This is a genomic window from Amylolactobacillus amylophilus DSM 20533 = JCM 1125, from assembly GCF_001936335.1.
Lineage (GTDB): Bacteria > Bacillota > Bacilli > Lactobacillales > Lactobacillaceae > Amylolactobacillus > Amylolactobacillus amylophilus.
In genome coordinates this window covers 732510-758309 of the sequence record NZ_CP018888.1, presented here as the reverse complement: position 1 = coordinate 758309, position 25800 = coordinate 732510, and the positions used below count along the sequence as shown (strand labels likewise).

Annotated in this window: 25 protein-coding genes and 2 pseudogenes; 23 read left to right on the top strand and 4 right to left on the bottom strand. The window is 39.9% G+C overall.

Going from position 1 to position 25800, the window contains the following annotated elements; translation table 11 throughout:
• The first annotated feature begins 5 nt into the window (after positions 1 to 5).
• The 9 genes from gyrB (at position 6) to dnaB (ending at position 10521) form a co-directional block, all read left to right on the top strand.
• Positions 6 to 1973 carry a DNA topoisomerase (ATP-hydrolyzing) subunit B gene (gene gyrB / locus LA20533_RS04120; RefSeq protein ID WP_056945720.1) on the top strand — a complete coding sequence of 656 codons (1968 nt, stop codon included), beginning with the start codon at positions 6 to 8 and terminating at the stop codon, positions 1971 to 1973.
• 12 nt (positions 1974 to 1985) lie between these two features.
• Positions 1986 to 4523: a DNA gyrase subunit A gene (gene gyrA, locus LA20533_RS04115; protein WP_054746089.1), complete on the top strand. Its 2538-nt coding sequence runs from the start codon at positions 1986 to 1988 to the stop codon at positions 4521 to 4523.
• A gap of 208 nt (positions 4524 to 4731) precedes the next feature.
• On the top strand, positions 4732 to 5028 hold the full coding sequence (gene rpsF / locus LA20533_RS04110) for a 30S ribosomal protein S6 (RefSeq protein ID WP_054746090.1): 297 nt from the start codon (positions 4732 to 4734) through the stop codon (positions 5026 to 5028).
• Positions 5029 to 5058: 30 nt separating this feature from the next.
• Entirely contained in the window at positions 5059 to 5574 is a 516-nt protein-coding gene (gene ssb, locus LA20533_RS04105) for a single-stranded DNA-binding protein (protein WP_054746091.1), read from the top strand.
• 22 nt (positions 5575 to 5596) lie between these two features.
• Entirely contained in the window at positions 5597 to 5836 is a 240-nt protein-coding gene (gene rpsR / locus LA20533_RS04100; protein ID WP_054746092.1) for a 30S ribosomal protein S18, read from the top strand.
• Positions 5837 to 5952: 116 nt separating this feature from the next.
• The gene (gene pyrR, locus LA20533_RS04095; RefSeq protein ID WP_056945719.1) at positions 5953 to 6495 is read left to right on the top strand and encodes a bifunctional pyr operon transcriptional regulator/uracil phosphoribosyltransferase PyrR; all 543 of its coding nucleotides are present in this window, start codon (positions 5953 to 5955) and stop codon (positions 6493 to 6495) included.
• 123 nt (positions 6496 to 6618) lie between these two features.
• A complete protein-coding gene (locus LA20533_RS04090) occupies positions 6619 to 8637 on the top strand; it encodes a DHH family phosphoesterase (protein WP_054746093.1) in 2019 nt (672 codons plus the stop codon).
• A gap of 16 nt (positions 8638 to 8653) precedes the next feature.
• The gene (gene rplI, locus LA20533_RS04085) at positions 8654 to 9106 is read left to right on the top strand and encodes a 50S ribosomal protein L9 (protein ID WP_054746094.1); all 453 of its coding nucleotides are present in this window, start codon (positions 8654 to 8656) and stop codon (positions 9104 to 9106) included.
• Between the two features lie 32 nt (positions 9107 to 9138).
• Positions 9139 to 10521, top strand: coding sequence for a replicative DNA helicase (dnaB, locus tag LA20533_RS04080; protein ID WP_056945718.1), 1383 nt, complete (start codon positions 9139 to 9141; stop codon positions 10519 to 10521).
• A gap of 10 nt (positions 10522 to 10531) precedes the next feature.
• Here the strand turns inward: dnaB and LA20533_RS04075 are convergent, their stop codons facing one another.
• On the bottom strand, positions 10532 to 11632 hold the full coding sequence (locus tag LA20533_RS04075) for an Mbeg1-like protein (protein ID WP_056945716.1): 1101 nt from the start codon (positions 11630 to 11632) through the stop codon (positions 10532 to 10534).
• Positions 11633 to 11744: 112 nt separating this feature from the next.
• On the bottom strand, positions 11745 to 13769 hold the full coding sequence (locus LA20533_RS04070; protein ID WP_056945715.1) for a hypothetical protein: 2025 nt from the start codon (positions 13767 to 13769) through the stop codon (positions 11745 to 11747).
• Positions 13770 to 13935: 166 nt separating this feature from the next.
• Between LA20533_RS04070 and LA20533_RS04065 the strand changes: the two genes are divergently transcribed.
• Together LA20533_RS04065 and LA20533_RS04060 are read left to right on the top strand one after the other, a co-directional pair.
• Entirely contained in the window at positions 13936 to 14445 is a 510-nt protein-coding gene (locus LA20533_RS04065) for a helix-turn-helix domain-containing protein (RefSeq protein ID WP_075362797.1), read from the top strand.
• An 85-nt stretch (positions 14446 to 14530) separates the two neighbouring features.
• Positions 14531 to 15706: an IS256 family transposase gene (locus LA20533_RS04060; protein ID WP_056946950.1), complete on the top strand. Its 1176-nt coding sequence runs from the start codon at positions 14531 to 14533 to the stop codon at positions 15704 to 15706.
• 93 nt (positions 15707 to 15799) lie between these two features.
• Here LA20533_RS04060 and LA20533_RS04055 read toward each other — a convergent pair whose 3' ends face one another.
• Positions 15800 to 16696, bottom strand: a complete 897-nt coding sequence (locus LA20533_RS04055; RefSeq protein WP_054746484.1) for a diacylglycerol/lipid kinase family protein — start codon at positions 16694 to 16696, stop codon at positions 15800 to 15802.
• 211 nt (positions 16697 to 16907) lie between these two features.
• Here LA20533_RS04055 and LA20533_RS04050 point away from each other — a divergent pair, with 211 nt between their 5' ends.
• Both LA20533_RS04050 and LA20533_RS04045 read left to right on the top strand, forming a co-directional pair.
• Complete coding sequence (locus tag LA20533_RS04050; RefSeq protein ID WP_054746483.1) at positions 16908 to 17156, top strand: hypothetical protein; 249 nt, start codon at positions 16908 to 16910, stop codon at positions 17154 to 17156.
• 205 nt (positions 17157 to 17361) lie between these two features.
• Entirely contained in the window at positions 17362 to 17628 is a 267-nt protein-coding gene (locus LA20533_RS04045) for a GlsB/YeaQ/YmgE family stress response membrane protein (protein ID WP_054746482.1), read from the top strand.
• Positions 17629 to 17695: 67 nt separating this feature from the next.
• On the opposite strand, the pseudogene LA20533_RS04040 reads toward LA20533_RS04045, so the two are convergent.
• Positions 17696 to 18145: pseudogene (locus tag LA20533_RS04040) on the bottom strand (IS30-like element ISLpl1 family transposase); the annotation flags it as partial.
• A gap of 75 nt (positions 18146 to 18220) precedes the next feature.
• Here LA20533_RS04040 and LA20533_RS04035 point away from each other — a divergent pair.
• The 10 genes and pseudogenes from LA20533_RS04035 to LA20533_RS03990 all read left to right on the top strand — a co-directional run bounded on the left by LA20533_RS04035 (position 18221) and on the right by LA20533_RS03990 (position 24761).
• The gene (locus LA20533_RS04035) at positions 18221 to 18901 is read left to right on the top strand and encodes an IS6-like element IS1216 family transposase (protein WP_002325565.1); all 681 of its coding nucleotides are present in this window, start codon (positions 18221 to 18223) and stop codon (positions 18899 to 18901) included.
• A gap of 57 nt (positions 18902 to 18958) precedes the next feature.
• A complete protein-coding gene (locus LA20533_RS04030; RefSeq protein ID WP_236693800.1) occupies positions 18959 to 19444 on the top strand; it encodes a replication protein in 486 nt (161 codons plus the stop codon).
• 252 nt (positions 19445 to 19696) lie between these two features.
• Positions 19697 to 20908, top strand: coding sequence for a MobV family relaxase (gene mobV / locus LA20533_RS04025; RefSeq protein WP_074412848.1), 1212 nt, complete (start codon positions 19697 to 19699; stop codon positions 20906 to 20908).
• 604 nt (positions 20909 to 21512) lie between these two features.
• Positions 21513 to 21596: pseudogene (locus tag LA20533_RS08965) on the top strand (MLS leader peptide); the annotation flags it as partial.
• A gap of 48 nt (positions 21597 to 21644) precedes the next feature.
• Positions 21645 to 21728 carry a 23S rRNA methyltransferase attenuation leader peptide gene (locus LA20533_RS04020; protein WP_013641314.1) on the top strand — a complete coding sequence of 28 codons (84 nt, stop codon included), beginning with the start codon at positions 21645 to 21647 and terminating at the stop codon, positions 21726 to 21728.
• Positions 21729 to 21852: 124 nt separating this feature from the next.
• On the top strand, positions 21853 to 22590 hold the full coding sequence (gene erm(B), locus LA20533_RS04015) for a 23S rRNA (adenine(2058)-N(6))-methyltransferase Erm(B) (RefSeq protein WP_001038790.1): 738 nt from the start codon (positions 21853 to 21855) through the stop codon (positions 22588 to 22590).
• Between the two features lie 164 nt (positions 22591 to 22754).
• Entirely contained in the window at positions 22755 to 23033 is a 279-nt protein-coding gene (locus LA20533_RS04005; protein ID WP_013641315.1) for a hypothetical protein, read from the top strand.
• 536 nt (positions 23034 to 23569) lie between these two features.
• A complete protein-coding gene (locus LA20533_RS04000; RefSeq protein WP_002328822.1) occupies positions 23570 to 23725 on the top strand; it encodes a protein RepA in 156 nt (51 codons plus the stop codon).
• Between the two features lie 123 nt (positions 23726 to 23848).
• Positions 23849 to 24043, top strand: coding sequence for a Rep family protein (locus LA20533_RS03995; protein WP_056945824.1), 195 nt, complete (start codon positions 23849 to 23851; stop codon positions 24041 to 24043).
• 37 nt (positions 24044 to 24080) lie between these two features.
• Complete coding sequence (locus LA20533_RS03990) at positions 24081 to 24761, top strand: IS6-like element IS1216 family transposase (protein ID WP_002325565.1); 681 nt, start codon at positions 24081 to 24083, stop codon at positions 24759 to 24761.
• The last annotated feature ends 1039 nt before the right edge of the window (positions 24762 to 25800 follow it).

Sequence of the window (25800 nt, the reverse complement as noted above, 5' to 3'; positions counted from 1 at the left end):
TTTATATGACTGAAGAAAATAATAAAAACGTTCTCGATGATATTGAACTGTTTGAAAAAGAAGCAGATAAGTATGATGCCAGTCAAATTCAAGTCCTCGAAGGGCTAGAAGCTGTCCGTAAGCGTCCTGGTATGTACATTGGCTCAACGAGCAGTCAAGGTCTCCATCATTTAGTATGGGAGATCATCGATAATGGGATTGATGAAGCACTCGCGGGTTTTGCTAGCGAAATCAACATCGAGATTGAGCCCGATAATAGTGTCACCGTTCGTGATGACGGACGTGGTATTCCTGTTGGTATCCAGAAAAAGACTGGTCGGCCTGCTCTCGAGACAGTTTTCACTATTTTGCATGCCGGTGGTAAGTTTGGCGGTGGCGGATATAAAGTTTCCGGTGGACTACATGGTGTAGGTGCTTCTGTAGTTAATGCACTCTCTGTTGAACTAGACGCAACTGTGACGCATGATGGCAAGAAATACTACATTGATTTCGAACACGGCAGAGTGCGGACTGAGATGAAGGTCGTAGGCGATGCGCCGGAAACGGAGCATGGCACGCTTGTGCACTTCCTCCCAGATCCTGATATTTTTACCGAGACGACAATCTTTGACGATAAAGTTTTGAAGACCAGAATTAGAGAATTAGCATTCCTTAACAAAGGCCTTAAGTTAACATTTACGGATAAACGTGCTGATACGGCCGAAAAGGTTGAGTATCACTATGAGGGTGGTATTCAGAGTTATGTTAGCTTCCTGAACAAGAACAAGGAACCACTTTTTGAGGAACCCATCTATGTAGAGGGTTCATTCGAAGGGATTAATGTCGAAGTAGCACTACAATACACGACTGGCTATCATTCCGAACTGATGACATTTGCTAATAACATTCACACGTATGAGGGTGGTACTCATGAAGCTGGCTTTAAAGCTGCTTTGACGCGTGTTATTAATGATTATGCTAAGAAGAGCGGCATCCTAAAGGAAAACGATGAGAAGCTTTCCGGTGACGATATTCGTGAAGGTTTAACTGCTGTTGTCTCAATCAAGCATCCGGATCCCCAGTTTGAGGGACAAACAAAGACTAAGCTCGGCAATTCAGACGCTAGGACCGCAACTGATCGGACCTTCTCTGATATTTTCATGAAATTCCTGATGGAAAATCCTACAGTGGCGCGGCAAATCGTCGAAAAGGGGCAACTTGCTGCTCGTGTTCGTGCTGCAGCAAAACGCGCACGTGAGGTTACCAGAAAGAAATCTGGCCTGGAGATTAGTAATTTACCAGGTAAGCTGGCTGATAACTCAAGTAAAGATCCTGAAATTTCTGAATTATTCATCGTTGAGGGTGACTCTGCCGGTGGTTCAGCCAAACAAGGACGCTCACGTTTGACGCAAGCTATTCTCCCAATCAGGGGTAAGATCTTGAATGTTGAGAAAGCCAGCATGGAGAAAATTCTGGCTAACGAAGAAATTAGGACGTTGTTCACTGCCTTGGGCACTGGTTTTGGTTCGGATTTTGATGTCTCTAAAGCAAGATATCATAAATTAATTATCATGACCGATGCCGATGTCGATGGTGCGCATATTAGAACGCTCTTGCTTACGTTATTCTACCGCTACATGCGGCCAATGATTGAAGCAGGATACGTCTATATCGCTAAGCCACCTCTGTATCAAGTAAGGCAGGGTAAATTAATTAAGTATATCGATTCTGATGAAGAACTAGACAGTTTCCTCGGAACTTTGCAACCAAGTCCTAAACCCGTTATTCAACGGTATAAGGGTCTTGGAGAAATGGATGCCGAACAGCTGTGGGAAACAACTATGAATCCTGAACACAGGCGATTAGATAGAGTTGACCCCACAGATGCGATTGAAGCTGACGAAGTATTCTCAATGCTGATGGGGGATCAAGTGGAACCACGGCGTGAATTTATTGAACAGAATGCGAAATTTGTTGAAAATATCGATGTTTAATGAGGTGAGTTAATGGATAATCTAAATGATCGTCGGATAGAGAACGTTAATCTGTCTGAGACGATGCGAACTTCCTTTCTTGACTATGCCATGAGTGTTATTGTCGCCCGGGCTCTGCCAGATGTTCGCGATGGATTGAAACCCGTGCAAAGACGTATTTTGTACGGAATGAATGAATTAGGAATTACGCCAGACAAGCCATACAAGAAGTCGGCCAGAATTGTCGGTGATGTGATGGGTAAGTATCACCCACATGGTGATTCTGCCATCTATGAAGCTATGGTGCGGATGGCACAGCCATTTAGCTACCGTAATATGCTGGTGGATGGCCACGGTAACTTTGGCTCAGTTGACGGTGATGGTGCTGCAGCCATGCGTTATACCGAAGCCCGGATGAGTAAAATTGCGGTTGAAATGCTCCGTGATATTAACAAAGATACGATTGATTACGTCGATAATTATGACGGATCTGAAAAGGAACCCGCTGTTTTGCCAGCCAGGTTCCCGAACCTCTTGGTTAATGGCGCAACTGGAATTGCGGTCGGAATGACCACCAATATTCCCCCACATAATCTTGTCGAGGTAATCAGTGCTATCCACATCATGATGGATAATCCTGATGCTAGTTTGGCTGAATTGATGGAAGTCCTTCCCGGACCAGATTTCCCGACTGGTGGTATTGTCATGGGTAAGTCCGGTATTAGGAGAGCTTACGAGACTGGCAAGGGTACGATTACCTTGCGTGCTAAAACTGAAGTTCAGGTTGAGAAGAATGGTCGAGAACGGATTATCGTTACCGAACTACCTTACATGGTCAATAAAGCACGTTTGGTTGAGAAAATTGCTGACTTGGCACGTGATAAGCGTCTTGACGGAATCGTCGATTTAAACGATGAATCTGATCGACAGGGAATGCGTATTGTAATCGATATCCGCCGTGATGCCAGTGCTAACGTTGTTTTGAATAATCTCTTCAAGGAAACACAGTTACAGACCAACTTTGGCTTCAACATGGTGGCTATCGTTGATGGTGCACCAAAGTTCTTGAGCCTGAAAGAAATCCTACAATACTACCTCAAACATCAAGAAGAGGTAATCACAAGGAGAACAAGGTTCGAATTAGCGAAGGCTGAGGCTCGAGCACACATTCTTGAAGGTTTGCGAATTGCGCTGGACCATATTGACGAAATTATTCGCATTATCAGAAGCTCTAAGACGGCTGAAGTGGCAAAGGAACAGTTGATTACGAATTATCAGCTGTCAGACAAGCAATCACAGGCCATTCTTGATATGCGTTTGGTTCGTTTAACCGGACTAGAACGTGACAAGATTGAGAATGAGTATAATGCGCTGATTGAGCAAATTACCGATTTTAAAGATATCCTGGCACATACAGAGCGTGTCGACAAAATCATTTATGATGAATTGCTTGAAATTCAAAGTAAATTTGGCGATGACAGAAGAACTGAATTACGTGTCGGAGAAGTGCTGAGCATCGAGGATGAGGACCTAATTGAGCGCGAAGATGTGCTGCTTACGTTGACTCATAACGGCTACATCAAGCGACTTCCTGTGGATGAGTTCAAAGTCCAGAACCGAGGTGGCCGTGGTATTCAGGGAATGGGTGTCCATGATGAAGATTTCATCGAGCATCTAATCTTCAGTTCTACACATGACTACTTACTCTTCTTTACCAACACAGGTAAGGTTTACAGTAAGAAGGCCTATGAAATTCCGGAATTTGGTCGTTCTGCCAAAGGAATTCCAATCATCAATCTATTGAACGTAGAGAAGGGTGAGCAGGTTCAGGCGGTAATCAATATTTCTGATACGAATACTGATAAATACCTGTTCTTCGTGACGAAATTGGGTACCGTTAAACGAACAGAGGTTGCTGAGTTCACAAACATCAGAAAGAGTGGCCTACGCGCCTTAACCCTTAAAGAGGACGATGAACTAAGTAATGTTATTCCGACTGATGGTAATCAGATTATCTTTATTGGGACACATCACGGCTACGCCGTTACGTTTAAAGAAACCGATATTCGTTCGATGGGTCGCACGGCTTCTGGTGTACGTGGTATTCGGTTACGTGATAATGATTACGTGGTTGGTTCAGAAGTATTACGGCCTGACTCAGAGGTGCTTGTAATCTCTGAAAACGGTTATGGGAAACGTACACCAAGTTCCGAGTATCCAGTTAAGGGTCGGGGCGGAAAAGGAATTAAGACAGCAAATATCACCGAAAAGAATGGTCCGTTGGCTGGAATTACAATTGTTGACGGGACGGAAGACTTGATGTTGATTACCGATGCCGGCGTGCTGATTCGTTTCAAGGTGGCAAACGTTTCTCAAACAGGACGTGCAACACTCGGTGTTAGACTAATTAGAGTGGATGATGGCACTAAGGTTGCCGGAATGACCAAGGTACCAGAAGACGATGAAGAAGCAGAGGTGGAAGTGGCTGATTCGCTTGATACTACCGTGGAAGATACTGCTACCACAACAGATGAATCTGTTTCTGAATCGGATGATTCTGAGAATATTTAATTTTAAAAAAGGAATAACCATACTTTTGCGTAGTTTATAATGAGCATTAGCTCGGATCGCGTGTAAAAGTTATGGTTTTTTTTTATTAGGTGTGTTAGAATTATGCACTGTGAGTAATTAGGCGGTTTTTTATATCGTCCTGCAAGCAATTGTAGTTTACTCCTTGCTCTTCTAATAGAGCCAATAGTCCAAAAGGAGGTGTCTAGTCATGGCAGAAACTAAGTACGAAATTACATATATCATCAAGCCAGATCTTGATGAAGAAAGTAAGAAAACTTTGATCGACCGTTTTGATAAGGTTTTAACTGATCAAGGTGCAACAATAGTTGAGTCTAAAGACTGGGGCAAGAAGCGTTTTGCATATGAAATTAACAAATTCCGCGAAGGTACATACCATATCGTAGTTGTTACTTCAGAAAACGCTGATGCCGTGAACGAATTTGATCGTTTGTCAAAGATTGACGGATCAATTCTACGTTCAATGATCGTCAAATTAGAAGCTTAATTGTAAATTAGGGAAAAGGAGATATTAAGTATGATTAATAGAGTTGTACTTGTTGGTCGTCTTACACGTGATCCTGATTTACGAACTACAGGTAGCGGCGTTTCTGTCGCAACCTTCACTCTTGCAGTAAACAGACAGTTTACGAATGCGCAAGGTGAGAGAGAGGCAGATTTCGTTAACTGTGTTATCTGGCGTAAGTCCGCAGAGAACTTCTCGAACTTTACCAGAAAAGGCTCATTAGTTGGTGTTGAAGGACGAATTCAAACGCGTTCTTACGATAACAACGAGGGTCAGAGAGTTTACGTTACTGAAGTTGTTGTAGATAACTTCTCACTCCTTGAGTCGCGATCTCAAACTGAGTCACGTCGAAGTGGTGAAAATAACTTCAACGGTAACAGTAATCAATCATTTGGAAATAACGGATTTAATAATCAAGGTCAAACTCCTACAAATTCTGCACCAAAGGCTGATGATAGTAAACCTATCGATCCTTTTGCAGATTCTGGTAGTACGATTGACATTTCGGATGATGATTTACCATTTTAATTAAGAAAGGAATGTGATAGTCATGGCTCAACAAAGAAGAGGCGGTGGCCGTCGTCGCCGTAAGGTTGACTTCATCGCTGCTAACCACATCGAATACATCGATTATAAAGACACAGATTTGTTGAAACGTTTTATCTCAGAACGAGGTAAAATTTTACCACGTCGTGTTACTGGCACATCAGCAAAGAATCAACGTAAGTTGACAATTGCAATCAAACGTGCACGTATTATGGCATTGCTACCATTCGTCGCTGAAGACTAATGGTCGTTAAAACCCCTGACATTGTTGGGGGTTTTTGTTTTACCATAATTGACAACTAGCTGAAAACCAGATATTCTGCTGAGTATAAGCTGAAAATAGCGAGGAAGTAGCTCAACATGGGTAAAGAAATTATTGATGAATCAACTATCAAGAGAACCATTACCAGAATTACATATGAAATTATTGAACAGACCAAAGTGCTTGATGATGTTATCTTAGTCGGGATTAAGACCAGGGGTATTTACTTAGCTAGAAGAATCGCGCAACGAATCAGTGAGCTGGAATCAGTGAGCGTCCCCGTGGGTGAGCTCGATATCAAGCTTTATCGGGATGATGTGCATGTGCCCGACAATCACCGCTTGCCCGACGTGAATGGCAGCAGTATTAAAAGCACAATTACCGATAAACATGTTATTCTGGTTGATGATGTCATCTTCACAGGAAGAACCATTCGTGCAGCACTTGATGCCTTGATGGATCTTGGCCGGCCAAAGAAGATTAGTCTCGCTGTCCTAGTGGATCGCGGTCACAGAGAGCTGCCTATTCGAGCAGATTTTGTGGGCAAAAATATTCCCACATCCTTGACGGAACAGATTCAGGTCGAGCTATCTGAGGTAGATGGGACTGATAGGGTCTCGATTTTAAAAATAGCGCAATAATTGATTCACGTGAAACATTTTGACGGCTGGGACCGTCTTTTTTTAATCTGAATTAACATGCTATTGTATGGTAAAATCAGTATTGGTATCAGCGTTTTTATTTAGAGAAGGACATGGGATAAATTGAAGAATTTCTTTAAGAATATCGAACTACCATCTTTCATCAAAGATTCGAGATTGATTGTTTCAACAATTACTATTCTGGTACTTTCTTTAGTGGGCTCCATTATTGGATTTATCATTAGCCCGTTGTACGGAATAGCTATGTTACTGCTATTTATCCTCATTGCGGTCACGATTTTCTTTGCGGCGTATATTCTATCGCAGAATGCCACGGACTTCGTCTCCAACTTGAGTTATCGGATTAAGCGCGGTGAACAGGAAGCATTGATCAAGATGCCAATTGGAATCTTGCTGTTTGATGAGGATAATCAGGTTCAATGGGTAAATCCTTACCTGCAGCTCTATCTCAGCAATAAAGATGTCATTGGTAGAAAAATAGAGTCCGTTGATGATGAATTAGCGAAGTTAATGGACAAGGCGCTTCATAGTAATACTTCAGCAAATCAAGTTGTCCGTTGGGGTAAACGCCAATTTGAGATGAGTGTGCAGGAGGATTTGGGTGTTCTATATCTTCTTGATGTTACACGCTATGCACTCATCGAGGAACGCTATAATGCGGAGCGAATTGCTATCGGTCAAATATTCCTAGATAACTATGATGAACTCTCACAGTCGATGGATGACCAGGCAATAAGTGCGATGAATTCGTACGTTACAGGTACACTGAGCGATTGGGCAAAACAGTATGAGATGTATTTAAAGCGGATAGATGATGATCATTTCATTATTCTGGCCCACGCGCAGAATTTGGCAAAAGTTGAGAAAGATAATTTCTCTATTTTGGACAAAATTCGTAATGATACATCGAAACAAAACTATCCCGTCACACTTTCTGCAGGTTTCTCATTTGGTGAGACTAGCCTGAATGAATTAGCTACACAAGCCCAACGAAATCTTGACTTGGCCCTTGGTTGTGGTGGTGATCAGGTTGTTGTTAAAGAGCACGATAAGGATGCACGTTTCTACGGGGGCAAGTCCAATCCAATGGAAAAGCGGACTCGTGTGCGTGCTAGAATGGTTAGTCAGGCTCTTCAAGAACTTTTTAAAGATGTAGACCATGTGTTTGTTGTCGGCCATAAGTCACCAGACTTAGATTCTATTGGTGCAGCCCTCGGAATTACCCAGATTGCTAAGATGAATAAGAAGGACGCGCACGTCGTCTTGAATCAGGACCAAGTTAATTATGATGTTAAGCGGCTGATTGACGGGATTCATGCTAGCGATAAGGACGAACAAAAGGTATTCATTAATTCTAATCAGGTTCTAGACCTAGCTACTGACAAGTCACTACTTGTAATGGTGGACCACTCGAAACAAAGTATTACTTACAATAAGGATCTCTATGATAGACTACAAAACAGGGTTGTGATTATCGATCATCATCGGCGTGGCGAAGAATTTCCAGAGAACCCGATTTTGGTTTACATTGAGCCGTACGCTTCGTCAACCTGTGAGCTGGTGACCGAAATGCTTGAATATCAGCCAAAGGGTAACAGTAGCTTGACTAAGCTTGAAGCGTCAGCAATGCTGGCCGGTATTACGGTTGATACCAAGGCGTTCTCTTTGAGAACGGGTACCAGAACATTTGATGCTGCGAGTTATCTACGTTCAGTTGGTGCAGATAATGCTATTGTGCAGTCGCTATTGAAGGAAGATCTAAATAGCTTTATCCAGCGAAATCACCTTATTTCGAGTATCGAAATGATTCAGCCAAATATTGCACTTTTGGTTGGTGAGGAGGACAAAAGTTACGACCCAATTATTGCGGCTCAGGCTGCAGATACGGCGTTGTCACTTGAGCATATTGATGCTTCATTTGTCATCACGCATCGCAATAAGGAGACTATTGGTATATCGGCTCGTTCCCTTGGCAAAATCAATGTTCAGGTAATTATGGAACGCTTGGGTGGTGGGGGACATTTATCAAATGCTGCTACACAGCTTAAGTTCGTCACAGTTGACCAGGCGAGATCAAAATTACTCGCTTCAATTAACTATACAGAAGATGAAGAAGAGTAACTGAGGAGGAAACAAGATGGAAGTAATTTTTATTAAAGACCTACGTGGCAAAGGAAAACGCGGTGAAGTTAAGAACGTGCCCGATGGTTATGCAAATAATTTCTTAATTAAAAACGGCTATGCTAAAGAGGCCACAGTTCAGGCAAAGAGAGAGCTTGCCGGCAAACAAAAGGCTGAGCAAAAAGCGTATGAAGAAGAGAAACAAGAAGCGATTAAATTGAAGTCCTTCCTGGAAGACGATAAGACAGTGGTTCAAATTAAGTCAAAGGCTGGCGAAGATACTAGGCTGTTCGGTTCCGTGCCAAGTAAGCAAATTACTGAAGCATTGCAACAACAATTCGATGTTAAAATTGATAAGCGGAAGCTCAATTTACCGGAGCCGATTCGAACACTAGGATACACAAATGTGCCAGTCAAGCTATTTCCAGGTGTAGAAGCAAAAATCAGAGTTCACATTACTGCGCAATAATGCGTAGTTTTTAATTTTAGTAGGTTTAAAAAATGGATAATATTGTTAATTCAAATGTTCCACGAGATATTGAAGCAGAGAAATCAGTTTTAGGTGCTATTTTTCTGCGGCCTGATTCCCTAATCGAAGCTGCCGAGGAGTTGGTACCCGAGGACTTCTATCAACGAGCACACCAGATAATTTTCGCAGCCATGCTGAACTTAAATGCAAATGATGTTGAAATAGACGCCATTACTATTCAAGACGAGTTGAAACGCAACAATCAGTTAGAAGATATCGGCGGAATCTCTTATATCATTGACCTGGCACAAATGATTCCAACGGCTGCCAACGTGGTTTTCTACGCAAAAATAGTTAAAAGAAAATCGTTGATGCGTAACTTAATTGCTACATCGCAGAATATCATTACCAATGTACTTGAAGAAAATTCTGATATTACCACGATTTTGGATGATGCCGAGCGAAGCATTTTAAATGTTGCACAGGATAACAATCAATCCAGCTTTAAGCCAATTCATAATGTGTTGGATAGTACGATTAATGATTTGAGTATGATACCTGCTGACGGAAACATGATTACTGGTCTCGCAACGGGCTATCAGGCACTGGACAAGTTGACAACTGGGTTTCATGAAGATGAGTTAATTATCCTGGCTGCACGTCCTGGTGTTGGTAAGACTGCTTTTGCGCTCAATATCTGCCAATTTGTTGGTATTCAAACCGAGAAAACAATTGCAATTTTTAGTCTCGAGATGGGTGCGGAACAACTTGTCCAGAGAATGTTATGTGCCGAAGGATTGATTGATTCAACTCATCTCAGAACTGGGCAGTTGAGCGAGGAGGAGTGGCGTAATCTCGTTGTTGCTGCTGGTTCGCTTGACAAAACAAATATTTTTATCGATGATACACCGGGCATCAAAATGTCAGAGATCCGTGCTAAAACTCGTCGTTTGGCTAAAGAAAAAGGCAATCTTGGTCTCGTGGTCATTGATTATCTGCAATTGATCGAGGGTAATCACCGTGAGAATCGGCAGCAAGAGGTATCGGATATTTCGCGACAGTTGAAGAAATTAGCAAAAGAGCTCCATGTACCAGTAATTGCGCTCTCCCAACTTTCTCGGGGAGTTGAACAACGACAGGATAAGAGACCAGTCTTGTCCGATATCCGTGAATCTGGCTCTATCGAACAGGATGCCGATATTGTGGCGTTCTTGTACCGGGATGATTATTATCGTAGTGAAGGTGAGGAGAACTCGGATAATCCGGGAGCTGCACCTAATGAAGATCCAGATACGGGAATTGTTGAAGTAATCCTAGAAAAAAACCGTTCCGGCGCACGCGGAACAGCAAACTTAATTTTTACTAAATCGCACAACAGATTCTCTAACATGGATACAACACATGAGCCATACTAATGCCGGCTACTTAATCAGTCTTATTGTTGAATGGTGAAACATTCGGAATATTCCTACGAATATTCTGGACCAATTCATCGATAATTTTATGGGCCACCAGCCTGGTGGCGGGATTAAGCGCCAGATAAGCTTTACTTAGTTGAAGCGCGCCAATAAATTTATTGCGCATCAGTTGATCAACTTGCGTAATGTTAATCTCGGCAAAAGCATCGAATAACGAGGACCACAGTGCTTCGCGCTGATCTGGCGGAACATCTTCTAGCCAATCTTTGATTGCTTGGTCAATGATATTACTGCTGGTCTTTAACTTATCAACTTTAACGAAACTATTACGTACAACATTCCAGGTGACGGGATTGTGTTGTAATAGTATTTTTTTGTCCGATTTAATAATATTCAAAGGTTCCGAGTGATTGAGCATCAAACCAAAGATGGACCCTTGGGGTACAAAAGACCTTACTTTTTCGATAATTGCTTGAAATCCTGGGGTAGCCATTATTTCTTGCACAAAGCCAGGTCCATCGAAATTATAGATTTGTTTAATCTGACTTTGGACGGATGGCGGCGTGTAGGCGCCAGCGTAGATGGCAAAGTTTCCGCCTTTTGAGTGTCCTGTAAGGATAAATTTCGAGTGTGGGTGCTGGGCTGTCTGTTCCGCCAGGTATTTTGCCGCAACTTGTTGCCCTTCAATCTTATTTGAATAGCTCATCGTCATATCCTCACTCCAACCAATCATTGTGTGATCGGTTCCGCGGTAGCTAATAATCAGTTGGTGTGGGCGAATTCTAAATGTAACCGCCGTGAATTGCATTGCTGGATTTTGACGGGATTTCGACATATAGTCGATCACATTGATATCTGCAAAACGGGGACTGTAGATAATCAATTGAAGTGTCAGTTGCGTTTGCTGATCCAAGGTCTGGATTAATTGTCGATTATTTAATAGCAATTTCGCAATATCTCCTAGTTTGATTGAACTACGGTATTTCAAGTATTGTTCAATTGGTAAGTACGATATTGTTGCTAAAATTGCTGCATCAACTTCATTTAGTGGATTCACTGTAAAGGAGAGATCACCGCGCCAGCGTAAATAATCGAGAAAGTTAGCCATATTCCGTTACCCCCATTCATACCGTTGATTATAGCTTATAAACGAAAAAAATGGAAAATAGCAGTTAATAAAAAACAAACTTCTGATTATAGAAGTTTGTTTAATTTGGACGCTAAATTATTATTTGGATTGTCTCCAACCCATTAATTGGCTCATTAATTTTGATTAGACTTCCGTCGTGAATTAAATTAATTTCTTTTTCTTCAAAATAATTTCCTGATCGTTTTATAATTTTTGCGTTTGTCTGGAGAACCTTCGTCGCCGGATGCCAGATTATCTGATCATAGTCATCGATGGTGAAGTTACTAATCCATATAATATTACCGGTAGAATTAACGTTTAGTTTTACATTAGGCATATTCACCAGGTAGTCCACGCTTGTGATTCCTGTTAAAATTTGCTGGTACAGCCCTTGTTTATAGCCAACATATTGTGATTCCCAACCGTACTTTAAATCTTGATTCATTGGCATAACTATAATGTGCTTGTCGATAACGGCCATTACACTACCCAGACTCTGATCGGTTGAATTATATGCAGAAGTCCAGATATCTACGTCTGCCTTGGGTTGGTATTCGAGCTGTAGATAGTCACCTGTATGTTGAAGCATGGTGATGCGGGGATTTTTAACTCCCTCAATCGACTTATTATCTGCTTGCTCAAACGACTGAAATCCCGTGCGGACATTGTGCCATTCACTTGAGCGTAGATGAAGTAGCTCTGCCCCAAGCCCGCGATCGATGATTACCTGAATTGATTCACCATCTAGTAAGACGATGTTATTTCTGATGATATCAACGATTGCATCGTTAGCGAAATTTCGTAAAAGTTGGCCACTTATTGCAAGTACTTGGTTTTTAAATTTTGTCTTAGCACTCGTTGGAATTACCGTAGTAGAGAAACCAAATGTGCTGAGTAGGGCAGTCCAGTTTTGCTCGTGTGGGAGGAGTTCTGTAGGATCTATTCCTTTATCTGTCTGTATTGTGAATCCGGAATCCTGATTTACGAGAATCTTGATTCCGCGAATCTGCTGCATTTTCAACCGATGCTCAGATATTTTCTCAATAAATGGTTTGATTCTTGCCAGCATTTTGGCATAACCATAGGATTCATTAATTCCGTTGCCGATCATGTCAAATAGATTCAATAATATTCCACGCGCACCAACTAACGCAGTAGTTTCTATTTGAAATTGTGTGAACTTAACGGACTTGACGAAACCTGAATACATATAGTTCTCTAATTCTGGATAAAGCACAGCTTCATCGCCTAGGTAGGCAGCGGTAATTCTGGTGTATTCTTCAAAAACTCGTCCATATTTTAATGGTGAAATTTCATTGTATGCTGGAAGGTGCGGCCGAGCAACACGTGGATGACCAGCACCAACCAAATTGTCGAATAGAGTGAGCCAGTCACGGCCTTCCATTGCATGCCAATTGGGAAAACTAGTCATGAGAGCAAGGTTTGTTTCACGTGAAACCGCATGAACTGCCTGCTCAATTTGACTAACAGTGTCAATCATCTCTTGCCGTGCAGTTGCAAGATAGACGTGACGAGCCTCTGTTGGCTGCCCCGATTGTAAGACCTCCTTAACGAAAGCTGCACGTGAAATTAGGAGACCTAGTTTCTCCTGATAGATTTTCATGTGACGGTCGCAGAAGCAAGCAAGTTTAAGTGGGGTGTGGTTGTAATGCCGGAAATCATCCTCCAGCCAGAGTTCTTTTGGGTGGAGTGTGGCATATTGGGCATAGCGTGCAGCTAAATAATCTCGCCAGCGTGGATCTGCAGGGCAGCCCATTGAAGTAGCCTTTCTACCATTAATGTCTACTAGGGTATCGAAACCAATTTCTGGATTTACTGTTTGGCCCCGATCGGAATGCATGATGGTCGTCCAAGGATTAAGGCTGGTTGTGACGCCCAGCTGTGCAAGTCGTTCCTGCAAAGGAATAATTGCGTCGAGCCAGGCCTGTGTTTCCGTCTGAGTCAGATGACTGGCGTTTAGTTCCTCTGGATTAATGAAAAAGGCGACGTTGTCAATCTTGGCGTCTTTAACGAAATTAATGAACTTTTCGTCTTTCTCTGGTGTATTGGTTCGTGGATCAATTGTGTATCGTAATGAATAAATGAAATTTGTCATCAAGCAAAACCCTCAACTTAATATATTAAATGTAACCATTTTCATAATACCATTTTGCTTTTTAATACTCAATTATAATTGGCAAAATAAAAAACGGCTAAAAGGCCGTTTTTGAAGTGCCCCATAATTGTTAGACAAATAATCTAACAATTATGGGGTATTTTCTATGACTAAATATTCAACTGATTTAAAAATTGAGGTGGCAAAACAATACTTATCAGGTAAGTATTCATATTCAACGCTAGCACAAATGTATGGCATTAAATCTCTTTCTAACATTCGTGTATGGACAGCCAAGGCAAAGGCGCAAGGCTTTGAATCACTACGAGTAACACATCAATACAAATCATATTCTCCGGACGAAAAACTAGCTGTGGTAGACTATTATCGAACTCATGATGTTGGTGTACATATTGTTGCAGCTAAGTTTAATATTAGTCCGTCACAAGTCTGTTCTTGGAATAAGAGATTTGAAGAAGACGGGGCAAGTGGATTGAGACGCCAACGGAAAGGAAGAAAACCCACCGTGACCAAAAAATCCCATAAAAACAAACAGGACAAGCTCAGTCCTACCGAAAAAGAGAGACTAATTCAAGAGAATATTCGCTTGCGTGAAGAACTTTATCATGCCCAGATGAAACTTGGAGAGCGTAAAATATCTTGTGTAAATGCATAAAAGATTTCTGAATTGTATAGAAATAGGGAATGCCTTCCCTTATGATATTTAGTAACCACAGAAAACATCACAGGAGGCATTCCCCATGAATGAACTTACCACAGAAATTATCGCTGCACTAGCCCAAAAGCAAGATTTGGACGAAGTTTTTCGTCACCACCTCGAAATTGCGATTAACCAGCTGCTTCAAACCGAATTGGCAGAGTTTTTGGGTTACGAACGCTACTCATACGCTGGGATTAACACTGGTAATAACCGCAACGGCAGTTATGAGAGCTCGTTTGATATGAAGTACGGCCAACTTAACTTAACCATTCCTCGAGATCGCAATGGCCGGTTTGAAAATCATACCTTGCCAGCCTACGGTCGGCACAGTGATAATTTAGAAACAACGGTCATTCAGTTGTATACCAAGGGAATTACCACTGCTGAAATTGCCGAACTCATTGAGAAAATGTACGGTGCTCACTACTCCAAAGCCACGGTTTCCAACATGACTAAAGCCATCAATGAACAGGTTCAAGCTTTCCAGCAACGTCGACTGGCTTCACAATATGCGACCATCTTCTTAGATGCCACTTACTTGCCGTTAAAGCGGGATACCGTTCAAAAAGAAGCCGTTCATATTGCGATTGGCATTCGTCCAGATGGTACGAAAGAAGTGCTGAACTACCAAGTGGCGCCAACGGAATCGACTGGAATCTGGACTGAACTGCTGGGAACCTTGATCAAGCAGGGCGTTAAAGATGTGCTGTTGTTTGTGGCCGATGGGTTAGTTGGTTTGGATGAAGGCTTGAATCGGCATTTTCCTAAAGCCAAACGACAACGTTGCCTGGTTCATGTTGGGCGGAATCTGATGAACAAAGTTCGCGTAAAAGACCGCAAGGCCGTGATCAGTGACTTTAAACAAGTTCATCGGGCCGCCAACCGTGAAGCAGCCGAACTGAAACTGAATGAGTTCGCCAACAACTGGCATCAGACCTATCCCAAATTAATCAAAGATCTGCTTAAAATGCCGAATTTACTCACTTTCATGGACTTTCCACCAGCTATCCGGCAATCACTATACTCCACTAACCTGATTGAGAACTTTAATAAGCATCTCAAGCGCACCACCCACCACAAAGAACAATTTCCAACGGAAGATTCACTGGATCGCTTCCTGGTTTCTCAGTTTAATGTTTATAACGAGAAGTCTCTGAAGCGGATCCACCGAGGGTTCAAAGGACTCCAGGATACCTTGGAAGCATCATTTATTTAAGTTAGATACATATTATATGTACGAAGGCATTTCATTTACACAAGATTCTTGACGCTGCCCAATATGTTGATTATATTAATAAAAAATACGTCGTTATTCGATGACTGTTGGTACGATCAATTCGAAGCGGTCTGTCAAATAGGTCAATTCAATTGGCAGTTTAACCGCTGGGTCGCCGTCAATACGTGTCGTCACGGCTTGACCAGTTGCACTCGTAATTCGTGCACTGGTTGCCGTTAGCTGTGTAATGGCCTTGGAGTTTTGCAAGTTCCCCGTTAGTGCGAACCAAATATATGGAATTACTTGCCGCCAGCCAATGTTGTTAAGTAGACTAATATGCATTTTTCCTGGAGCAGACGCGCTATAGACGTGCCCACCGACTGATTTGGTCGTTGTAATCAAACAGAACCATGTTTTTAAGGTGTGGCTTCCTTCGTGTTTGAATTGATATCGAATTGGCAGTGACTTATTGTGACCAATATGGCGAATAGCACGGTAAAGATAGCTTAATTTACCGAATCGCTGCTTCTCAGATTGTCGAACTTCATTGGAAATGTCAGCCAAATTACCGAATGTCAGTGAACTCACGACTGCCCGGCGTTGATTACAAACTAGCATGCCGACTGCTTGGGTCGCCGGCTGAGTACAAATTAGTTCGATGGCCGCTTGGGGGTCAGTTGGTAACTGGTAGCGGGTTGCAAAATTATTAACCGTTCCCATGGGAATAACACCGATACGAATATGTGCTTCAGCTTGGATTAGGGCTGTCATTGCAACGTTCAGTGTGCCATCTCCACCAATAACAATTAGTGCTGACAGTTGAGGAAGTGTTTGCTTAATTAACGCAATTGCCCGGGGGATTCCTGGTGTTGTCAGTAATCGAGACTCAATGCCGTGGTTCGATAGCGCTTGCGCGGTTTGATGGGCGACGGTTGCCGCTTGCCCATTACCCGCTTGTCCGTTATAGAAAATGCCGTAAGTTGTTGCCATGACAATCGCCTCTTGATTAAAAAATTAAGTTTATTCATCGCTTATTTAGTAAGCTTTTTATAGTCTCAGTATAGCTTGAACACTAGTTTGACTGGAAATGATATGCATCATTACTGAATTAGTCGGGTCAATGAGCATTTTGATTGCTCAATATAAATATTATAGTTATGATAATTTTAATCACACAATATCGGGATGGAGCGTGTTAACAATGGGATGGATAGGTGTTGCGATATTAGGACTAACAATAGGTATCGTTGCAAATGCGTTAGGCGCACATGGTCGGCGTCAAACGACAATTAATTTAATCGCAGGCTTATTCGGTGTACTTGGTGGCCAGCTGTCTTTTGGATGGTTCGGGCCAACAGTTGCTGGAATGACGTTGTTGCCAGTCGTGAGCGGGGCGATGATACTTATTGTGATCGGAACCGTTGCTGCCCAGGCGCTTCAGCCGCAGTAATTGTGATTAGGCATAAAAGGATTTGTTGAAGTAGCGCTTGTTAGCGCTATCAAAAGATGGAGGTGTCCGTAATGGCTAAAATTAAACGACAGACCCCTGGTTTTTGGGGTAAATTGTCACTATTGATTGCAATTGGGCAATTAGGATTGACTGTGTTTCGAGAAGTGCGGCAGTTCAAACACCGCCGCTAAAAAGGGATGACAGCATGCATTGGTTATGGGTAATGATTGTTGGCGCGGCGGTTGGTGATTTTGCAGGTGCTATCATGAGCCCCAGTCAATCGCGGGGTTGGATCGGTCACATTATTGCTGGCGTCCTTGGGGCACTCATTGGTGAAGGTGTGCTGGTGCCGATGGGGTCTGAGTTAGCCGGAATGACCGTGATACCAGCTGCAATCGGTGCAATTGCCGTCGTTCTGATAATGATGTTCGTGGTTCAGTGGGCATGGGTTCGACGGTCAAAACACAATTGAACAGTGCCAATTGACAGCCTGGCTGTTACGCTCGGCATCAAAAAATGTTAAACGGTAGATTGCAAATTTAATCCGAATTTTTGGATAAATTTGTCAGCATAACCTGATACGGTGTTTGCCAGTCGAGTATTTTAAGCGGTCGCTGGTTAATTTGGAGTAACGTCGTCGTTAAATCTTGAGCACTAATGTGCTCAAAACGAGTCCCTTTAGGATAAAAATAACGTAAATTACGATTAAAGCGTTCATTACTACCACGTTCAGCTGGAGTATAAGCATGGCAGTAATAGGTCTTAATACCATATTGTGATTCAAGTGATACTAGCCCACTAAACTCAGTGCCACGGTCCACAGTAAAGCTGTGCACCGGATCATTAAAAGTGGTTAGGAACTTAGTTAGTGCTTCATTAACAGTCGCTGTCGTCCGATCTTTTAACCGGTATGCCCAAAGGAACCGTGATTTTCGATCGATTAAAGTTAATAAAACTGCCTTACTATGCCCACGAGGACCAACGACTGTAGGTTCTGTTGCAAAGTTTTAAATCTACTATCAAATAAGGTAGAATAATAGAAAAAGATAGCAGGAGGAATGACGATGAATCATTTTAAAGGAAAGCAATTTCAGCAGGATGTGATTATTGTAGCCGTGGGCTACTATCTTCGTTATAACCTTAGCTATCGTGAAGTTCAAGAAATCTTATATGATCGTGACATTAACGTTTCTCATACGACGATTTATCGTTGGGTGCAAGAATATGGCAAACTACTCTATCAAATTTGGAAAAAGAAAAATAAAAAATCCTTTTATTCATGGAAAATGGATGAAACGTACATCAAAATTAAAGGAAAATGGCATTATTTGTATCGAGCCATCGATGCAGATGGTTTAACCTTGGATATTTGGTTACGTAAAAAACGGGACACACAAGCAGCCTATGCTTTTCTTAAGCGGTTAGTGAAGCAGTTTGATGAACCGAAGGTTGTAGTCACAGATAAAGCCCCCTCTATTACAAGTGCCTTTAAGAAACTAAAAGAATACGGCTTTTATCAAGGGACAGAACATCGTACCATTAAATACCTGAATAATTTGATTGAACAAGACCATCGTCCAGTAAAGAGACGCAATAAATTCTATCGAAGTTTACGCACTGCCTCTACCACGATTAAAGGCATGGAAGCCATTCGAGGATTATATAAGAAAACCCGAAAAGAAGGCACTCTCTTCGGGTTTTCGGTCTGTACTGAAATCAAGGTATTATTGGGAATCCCAGCTTAAATCATAGATACCGTAAGGGATTTTATTCTTTATTTAAAACTTTGCAACAGAACCCCTGTGGCAATTAGTCCATTACATGATAAAGATGTTAATGCAGACGGAACAAAGAAAAAGCCGCATTATCATATAGTTTTTAATTACAAGGGCAATAAATCATTTGAACAAATGGACGAAATGGCAAGAGCTTTAAGGGCACCGATTCCTGAAAGAATAAGTGGTTTAACTGGTGCTGTTAGATATTTAACGCATATGGATAATCCTGAAAAGTATCAATACGATAATACAGAAATACAAGTGTTTGGTGGATTTGACCTTGAAAGTTGTTTAGCGTTATCTACTGGTGATAAAAGACAAGCGTTAAAAGAAATGCTTGGTTTTATTTCGGATAACAATATTATGCATTTAAAAGATTTTGCTGATTATTGTATGTCTGACCGAGCTCCTGCTGGTTGGTTCGAATTGCTAACAGAGAGGAATACTCTTTTTATAAAAGAGTACATAAAATCGAATTGGCAAAAAGAAAACCAAGTTTATAAAGAGTGAGGAATTAAATAAAAAATATGCCCCCTGCTGAAAAGCCAAGGGGGTTATTTTTTTGTGTTTTAAGAGTTGGATTACATGAGCCAACTCTTTGTTTTTTGTATCAGCTAATTGCACCATAAGGGTGCGCTGATACTCGGCTCAAAAGAGCCGAATAAGCCGTCTGCAAGACCCCTAGGCGAGCCCACCTTTACGAAGTAAAGTATAGTGGGTTATACTTTACATGGAAGCTGTCCCGAAGTTAGGAGTGTTTATATGTCATTTGTAGTGGCGAGAATGCAGAAGGTAAAATCAGGAAATTTAGTTGGGGTAGGTAATCATAATCAGAGAAATACAGACAATCATTCCAACAAAGATATTGATGTTGAACGGTCACATTTAAATTATGATTTGGTCAATCGGACAGAAAATTATAAACGAGATATTGAGCAATTTATTAACGACAACAAATCAAGTAGTCGTGCTGTCAGAAAAGATGCTGTATTAATAAACGAATGGATCATAACTTCTGACAACCAATTTTTTAAAGATAAAGATAGTAAAGAAATTAAAGATTATTTTGAAGTTGCTAAATCATATTTTTCAGAAAAATTTGGTGATGAGAATATCCGCTATGCTCAAGTTCACTTAGACGAAACGACACCGCATATGCACTTAGGAATTGTGCCGTTTAATGACGAACACAAGCTATCAGCAAAGACTGTTTTTAATCGTCAAGCCTTACAAGCGGTACAAGACGAATTGCCAAAGTATTTAAATGAGCGTGGTTTTGAGCTTGAACGTGGCGAAAAAGGGTCAGAGCGTAAAAATTTAACAGTGCCTGAATATAAAAAGGCAAAGGATGAATTAAAAGAGCTGACTACCACGCTGGAACAGCGGAAGTCAGAAGTTTTAGCGTTATCGAACGATAAAACACCAACAATCAAGAAAGAAAGTTTAGATTTAAAAGACGAAACGAAAACGGTCAAAGTACCAAGTGGCGAAACCATTGGTATTGGTAAGTTGCGACATGAATTTACGAAAAATGAAGAACGAAAAACAGGAAATGTGATTATCCCTGAAGATAAATTAAATGCCTTAATACAAGGCTATGAAGATTTATATAAATCGAATGAGAAACTAAAGAAATATGCGGAAACTGATTTACCTAAGCGGATTGACTATGTAAAAGAAAAATACAAGGAAGTAGTGCGTGATTTCAACGATTTAGCAGATAGATATAATAATAATCTAGAGAAAATTGATTCGTTGGAGAAAGAGAATAAATCGCTTAAAAACGAAATTAAGGGCATTTACAAAGGGTTTAAAGAGTACTTTAAAGATTCTAAGCAAGTTACAACTGAACAGGTTAAAACGCTTGTTAGTGGCGTTTTAGACAAAGTAAAAGAATTTGTAAAAGGTGGAGAATTTGAAAAAATTCATAGAAATGAAACTCAAACACGAGATAGAGATGAATTAAGTCGTTAGAAGCTCATATTTGCGTTCTAAGACGTTTTAAATCAATTCGAGTATATTTACACGTGATTATTACTTTTCGTCGGCATAAGCGTTTAAAATGGCTATAAATAATAAAGACAAGGGCGAACAACGTGAGCAACGTTTACCCTTGTCTTTTTATTTTAGGCATTTAGCTTTTGCTGAGCGACGAAAAGTAATTACGTGATAAAGCTACTTTTCAGAGGCATGATCAAACGCATTGCGTTTGTCAGGGGTGGGCGGAAGCCCACGGTTTTTAAAAGGGTTTTTGCGGAGCAAAATACCCTTTTCTTCTTATCTTGATACTATTAGGGGTCCCGAGCGCCTACGAGGAATTTGTATCGATAAGAAATAGATTTAAAAATTTCGCTGTTATTTTGTACATTTAACTTGACGGTGACATCTCTCTATTGTGAGTTATTAGTGGTACAGTTTTCAACCGTTTTAATTATAAAAAAGTGGTGCATTTTTAAATTGGCACAAACAGGTAACGGTTATTGCAGGTGTATTTCTTATCTATGGGTTTAACATGGATTTTATCATTAAAATCATGAGTATTGTCCGAGAGTGATTGGTCTTGCGTATGGTTAACCCTAAAGTTATGGAAATAAGACTTAGAAGCAAACTTAAGAGTGTGTTGATAGTGCATTATCTTAAAATTTTGTATAATAGGAATTGAAGTTAAATTAGATGCTAAAAATTTGTAATTAAGAAGGAGGGATTCGTCATGTTGGTATTCAAAATGCGTAATGTAGATAAAACATCTACTGTTTTGAAACAGACTAAAAACAGTGATTACGCAGATAAATAAATACGTTAGATTAATTCCTACCAGTGACTAATCTTATGACTTTTTAAACAGATAACTAAAATTACAAACAAATCATTTAACTTCTGTATTTATTTACAGATGTAATCACTTCAGGAGTGATTACATGAACAAAAATATAAAATATTCTCAAAACTTTTTAACGAGTGAAAAAGTACTCAACCAAATAATAAAACAATTGAATTTAAAAGAAACCGATACCGTTTACGAAATTGGAACAGGTAAAGGGCATTTAACGACGAAACTGGCTAAAATAAGTAAACAGGTAACGTCTATTGAATTAGACAGTCATCTATTCAACTTATCGTCAGAAAAATTAAAACTGAACATTCGTGTCACTTTAATTCACCAAGATATTCTACAGTTTCAATTCCCTAACAAACAGAGGTATAAAATTGTTGGGAATATTCCTTACCATTTAAGCACACAAATTATTAAAAAAGTGGTTTTTGAAAGCCATGCGTCTGACATCTATCTGATTGTTGAAGAAGGATTCTACAAGCGTACCTTGGATATTCACCGAACACTAGGGTTGCTCTTGCACACTCAAGTCTCGATTCAGCAATTGCTTAAGCTGCCAGCGGAATGCTTTCATCCTAAACCAAAAGTAAACAGTGTCTTAATAAAACTTACCCGCCATACCACAGATGTTCCAGATAAATATTGGAAGCTATATACGTACTTTGTTTCAAAATGGGTCAATCGAGAATATCGTCAACTGTTTACTAAAAATCAGTTTCATCAAGCAATGAAACACGCCAAAGTAAACAATTTAAGTACCGTTACTTATGAGCAAGTATTGTCTATTTTTAATAGTTATCTATTATTTAACGGGAGGAAATAATTCTATGAGTCGCTTTTGTAAATTTGGAAAGTTACACGTTACTAAAGGGAATGTAGATAAATTATTATGAAGATTTATATAAATCGAATGAGCAACTAAAAAAATATGCAGAAACAGATTTACCAAAAAGAATTGATTACGTAAAAGGCAAATACAAAGAGGTAGTGCGTGATTACAATGATTTGGCAGATAGATTTAATAATAATTTAGAGAAAATTGATTCGTTGGAGAAAGAGAATAAATCGCTTAAAAACGAAATTAAGGGCATTTACAGAGGTTTTAATCAGTTTATGGAAAATACCCTTGGTGCAACTGTTGGACAAGCTAAAAAGCTCATGAATAACCTTGTGAGCGAAATTAAAGAGTTTGTAAAAGGTGGAGAGTTTGAAAAAATTCATAGAAATGAAACTCGAACACGAGATAGAGATGAATTAAGTCGTTAGAAGCTCATATTTGCGTTTTAAGGCGTTTTAAATCAATTCGAGTATATTTATACCTGTTTGGTCTTTTCGTCGGCATAAGCGTTAAAAATGGCAATAGAAAAAGCAGCAAGGGCGAACGTAGTGAGTGCATTTACCCTTGCAGCTTTTTTTGTTGTCATTTAGCTTTTGCATAGACGACGGAAAGCCAACAGGTGTGAATGTTTAGCTACTTTTCAGAGGCATGATCAAACGCATTGCGTTTGTGGGTGTGGGCAACGCCCGCGGTTTTATTAGTTTTTAGGAATTGGGAAGCAAACTGGGGGGAGATTTTGAAAAAATCGACCAACTCATGGGGGCACTACGACACCCCCCATGTGTCCATTGTCCATTGTCCAAATAGATAAAAAGATTAAATGTCTTGTAAATACCTTTATATGAACGTTTTAAGCACCTATTTCGAGGTGAAAAAAAGTTTTTTGTAAAATCTTGTATTCCTGTCGTATGTATAATATAATTACAGTGTAAAAGAGATTTTGAAGAGAATTGAGGTGTATTTTGTGGTTGAAGTTGAGAAGAAAAAAGTGACTTTATCTTTACCTGTTGAATCGAATGACAAACTAGAAAAAATGGCACAAAAATATGGAATGACTAAATCAGGTTTGGTTACATTTTTAATTAATCAAGCTGATGATAAGGGGACTATTTTTAAATAAAAAAAGCCCTGCTAGGAAGATAGCAAGGGCTCGCAAGATTTGGTTTTCTTTGATTTCGCAACTCAAGTTTATCAAATTTTCCCTTGTTTTCCTAGTAGAGTAACTAGGAAGGTGTAGAAAAATATGGAAAATGAAAATAGAACAGATTGGACATTGCCTAGAAAGAATTTAAATCCAAAAACTAAACAGCCTTATAAGCGAGGTCGTAACTGGTGGATTGTTGTTTATCCTGAAAGTTTGCCAGAGAATTGGAAAGAGATTATTTCAACTGAACCTGTGGCGGTTCTGTTGCAAAGTTTTAAATCTACTATCAAATAAGGTAGAATAATAGAAAAAGATAGCAGGAGGAATGACGATGAATCATTTTAAAGGAAAGCAATTTCAGCAGGATGTGATTATTGTAGCCGTGGGCTACTATCTTCGTTATAACCTTAGCTATCGTGAAGTTCAAGAAATCTTATATGATCGTGACATTAACGTTTCTCATACGACGATTTATCGTTGGGTGCAAGAATATGGCAAACTACTCTATCAAATTTGGAAAAAGAAAAATAAAAAATCCTTTTATTCATGGAAAATGGATGAAACGTACATCAAAATTAAAGGAAAATGGCATTATTTGTATCGAGCCATCGATGCAGATGGTTTAACCTTGGATATTTGGTTACGTAAAAAACGGGACACACAAGCAGCCTATGCTTTTCTTAAGCGGTTAGTGAAGCAGTTTGATGAACCGAAGGTTGTAGTCACAGATAAAGCCCCCTCTATTACAAGTGCCTTTAAGAAACTAAAAGAATACGGCTTTTATCAAGGGACAGAACATCGTACCATTAAATACCTGAATAATTTGATTGAACAAGACCATCGTCCAGTAAAGAGACGCAATAAATTCTATCGAAGTTTACGCACTGCCTCTACCACGATTAAAGGCATGGAAGCCATTCGAGGATTATATAAGAAAACCCGAAAAGAAGGCACTCTCTTCGGGTTTTCGGTCTGTACTGAAATCAAGGTATTATTGGGAATCCCAGCTTAAATCATAGATACCGTAAGGGATTTTATTCTTTATTTAAAACTTTGCAACAGAACCTTTACTTTTATCTAAAAAATAGAAAGAGGTGCTAAATCAGCCTTGTACTCATGGTTAATCGTAATATTAGTTGTTTTTTTTCTCATAACAATTGATTTTTTATATTTATGTGACCATATAAATGATACTATCATTGAAAATGGCTATTTTAAAAACATTCTTACAATTATTATTTCAATTTTATCTAGTTGGTTCATCTCCAAATATTTGGGCCCTTTTTTTCTAAATTTCACTTCAGAAGTTGGAGTTACCAATTCATTCGGCTTTATATTAATAATTGTTGCATTAATAGGCTTTTCACTCCTATTCAACGCTGCAAGGCATGACATTGTAACTAGGAAAAAAACTGTACAGCAGGCTCAAAAAAAATACTTCAGACACAATCAAGTCCTAACTTTTTCTATGGTTCATTACGTAATCGGAATAAGTAGTGTTGTAATAGTTAATAGCATTGTATATTTACCAATCTTCCTCGACTTTTTAATTCCGATTCCCAAAAGTTACCCTGGTAACGTTGAAAAAATTGAACTCCAAGAATTCATTACTTTTATTATTACTCTTGTAATGCCTTTTTTAATCATAGTTTTTACCCCCTTTTCTTTGAAAAAATTACTCTCCCATTTCAATAAATAGGGTCCATTATCTAGTATAGACCCTATATATTCATAGCCCCTTTCTGTTTGGTGTTAAAGTATTAGTCATCGATGTCATGCACTATCTTGTTTAGCTCCGTTTTGATGGAACTGGAAATATTTTCTAAATTGAAATGATTATATATTTCTTTATCCTTAAGCATCCTTTTTTGTGCCTTATTTAATTTACACTCATTGTTACCCACTACCCATTCATCCTTTCTACGTATAAAGGGGTTTGCGCACTTTCCTTTAACGCGTTTTGAACATCTTCATAAGGTAAATAAAATTCAATTGTAGATTAATTTTACAATCTTCCATATAACGTCTCCATCTTTTCAAAACGACTTAAT

Bases quoted from the DNA above. Each gene is read 5' to 3' on its own strand.
- gyrB (WP_056945720.1), top strand. From the start codon at position 6: ATGACTGAAGAAAATAATAAAAACGTTCTCGATGATATTGAACTGTTT.
- gyrA (WP_054746089.1), top strand. From the start codon at position 1,986: ATGGATAATCTAAATGATCGTCGGATAGAGAACGTTAATCTGTCTGAG.
- rpsF (WP_054746090.1), top strand. From the start codon at position 4,732: ATGGCAGAAACTAAGTACGAAATTACATATATCATCAAGCCAGATCTT.
- ssb (WP_054746091.1), top strand. From the start codon at position 5,059: ATGATTAATAGAGTTGTACTTGTTGGTCGTCTTACACGTGATCCTGAT.
- rpsR (WP_054746092.1), top strand. From the start codon at position 5,597: ATGGCTCAACAAAGAAGAGGCGGTGGCCGTCGTCGCCGTAAGGTTGAC.
- pyrR (WP_056945719.1), top strand. From the start codon at position 5,953: ATGGGTAAAGAAATTATTGATGAATCAACTATCAAGAGAACCATTACC.
- rplI (WP_054746094.1), top strand. From the start codon at position 8,654: ATGGAAGTAATTTTTATTAAAGACCTACGTGGCAAAGGAAAACGCGGT.
- dnaB (WP_056945718.1), top strand. From the start codon at position 9,139: ATGGATAATATTGTTAATTCAAATGTTCCACGAGATATTGAAGCAGAG.
- LA20533_RS04075 (WP_056945716.1), bottom strand. From the start codon at position 11,632: ATGGCTAACTTTCTCGATTATTTACGCTGGCGCGGTGATCTCTCCTTT.
- LA20533_RS04070 (WP_056945715.1), bottom strand. From the start codon at position 13,769: ATGACAAATTTCATTTATTCATTACGATACACAATTGATCCACGAACC.
- LA20533_RS04065 (WP_075362797.1), top strand. From the start codon at position 13,936: ATGACTAAATATTCAACTGATTTAAAAATTGAGGTGGCAAAACAATAC.
- LA20533_RS04060 (WP_056946950.1), top strand. From the start codon at position 14,531: ATGAATGAACTTACCACAGAAATTATCGCTGCACTAGCCCAAAAGCAA.
- LA20533_RS04055 (WP_054746484.1), bottom strand. From the start codon at position 16,696: ATGGCAACAACTTACGGCATTTTCTATAACGGACAAGCGGGTAATGGG.
- LA20533_RS04050 (WP_054746483.1), top strand. From the start codon at position 16,908: ATGGGATGGATAGGTGTTGCGATATTAGGACTAACAATAGGTATCGTT.
- LA20533_RS04045 (WP_054746482.1), top strand. From the start codon at position 17,362: ATGCATTGGTTATGGGTAATGATTGTTGGCGCGGCGGTTGGTGATTTT.
- LA20533_RS04035 (WP_002325565.1), top strand. From the start codon at position 18,221: ATGAATCATTTTAAAGGAAAGCAATTTCAGCAGGATGTGATTATTGTA.
- mobV (WP_074412848.1), top strand. From the start codon at position 19,697: ATGTCATTTGTAGTGGCGAGAATGCAGAAGGTAAAATCAGGAAATTTA.
- LA20533_RS04020 (WP_013641314.1), top strand. From the start codon at position 21,645: ATGTTGGTATTCAAAATGCGTAATGTAGATAAAACATCTACTGTTTTG.
- LA20533_RS03995 (WP_056945824.1), top strand. From the start codon at position 23,849: ATGGAAAATGAAAATAGAACAGATTGGACATTGCCTAGAAAGAATTTA.
- LA20533_RS03990 (WP_002325565.1), top strand. From the start codon at position 24,081: ATGAATCATTTTAAAGGAAAGCAATTTCAGCAGGATGTGATTATTGTA.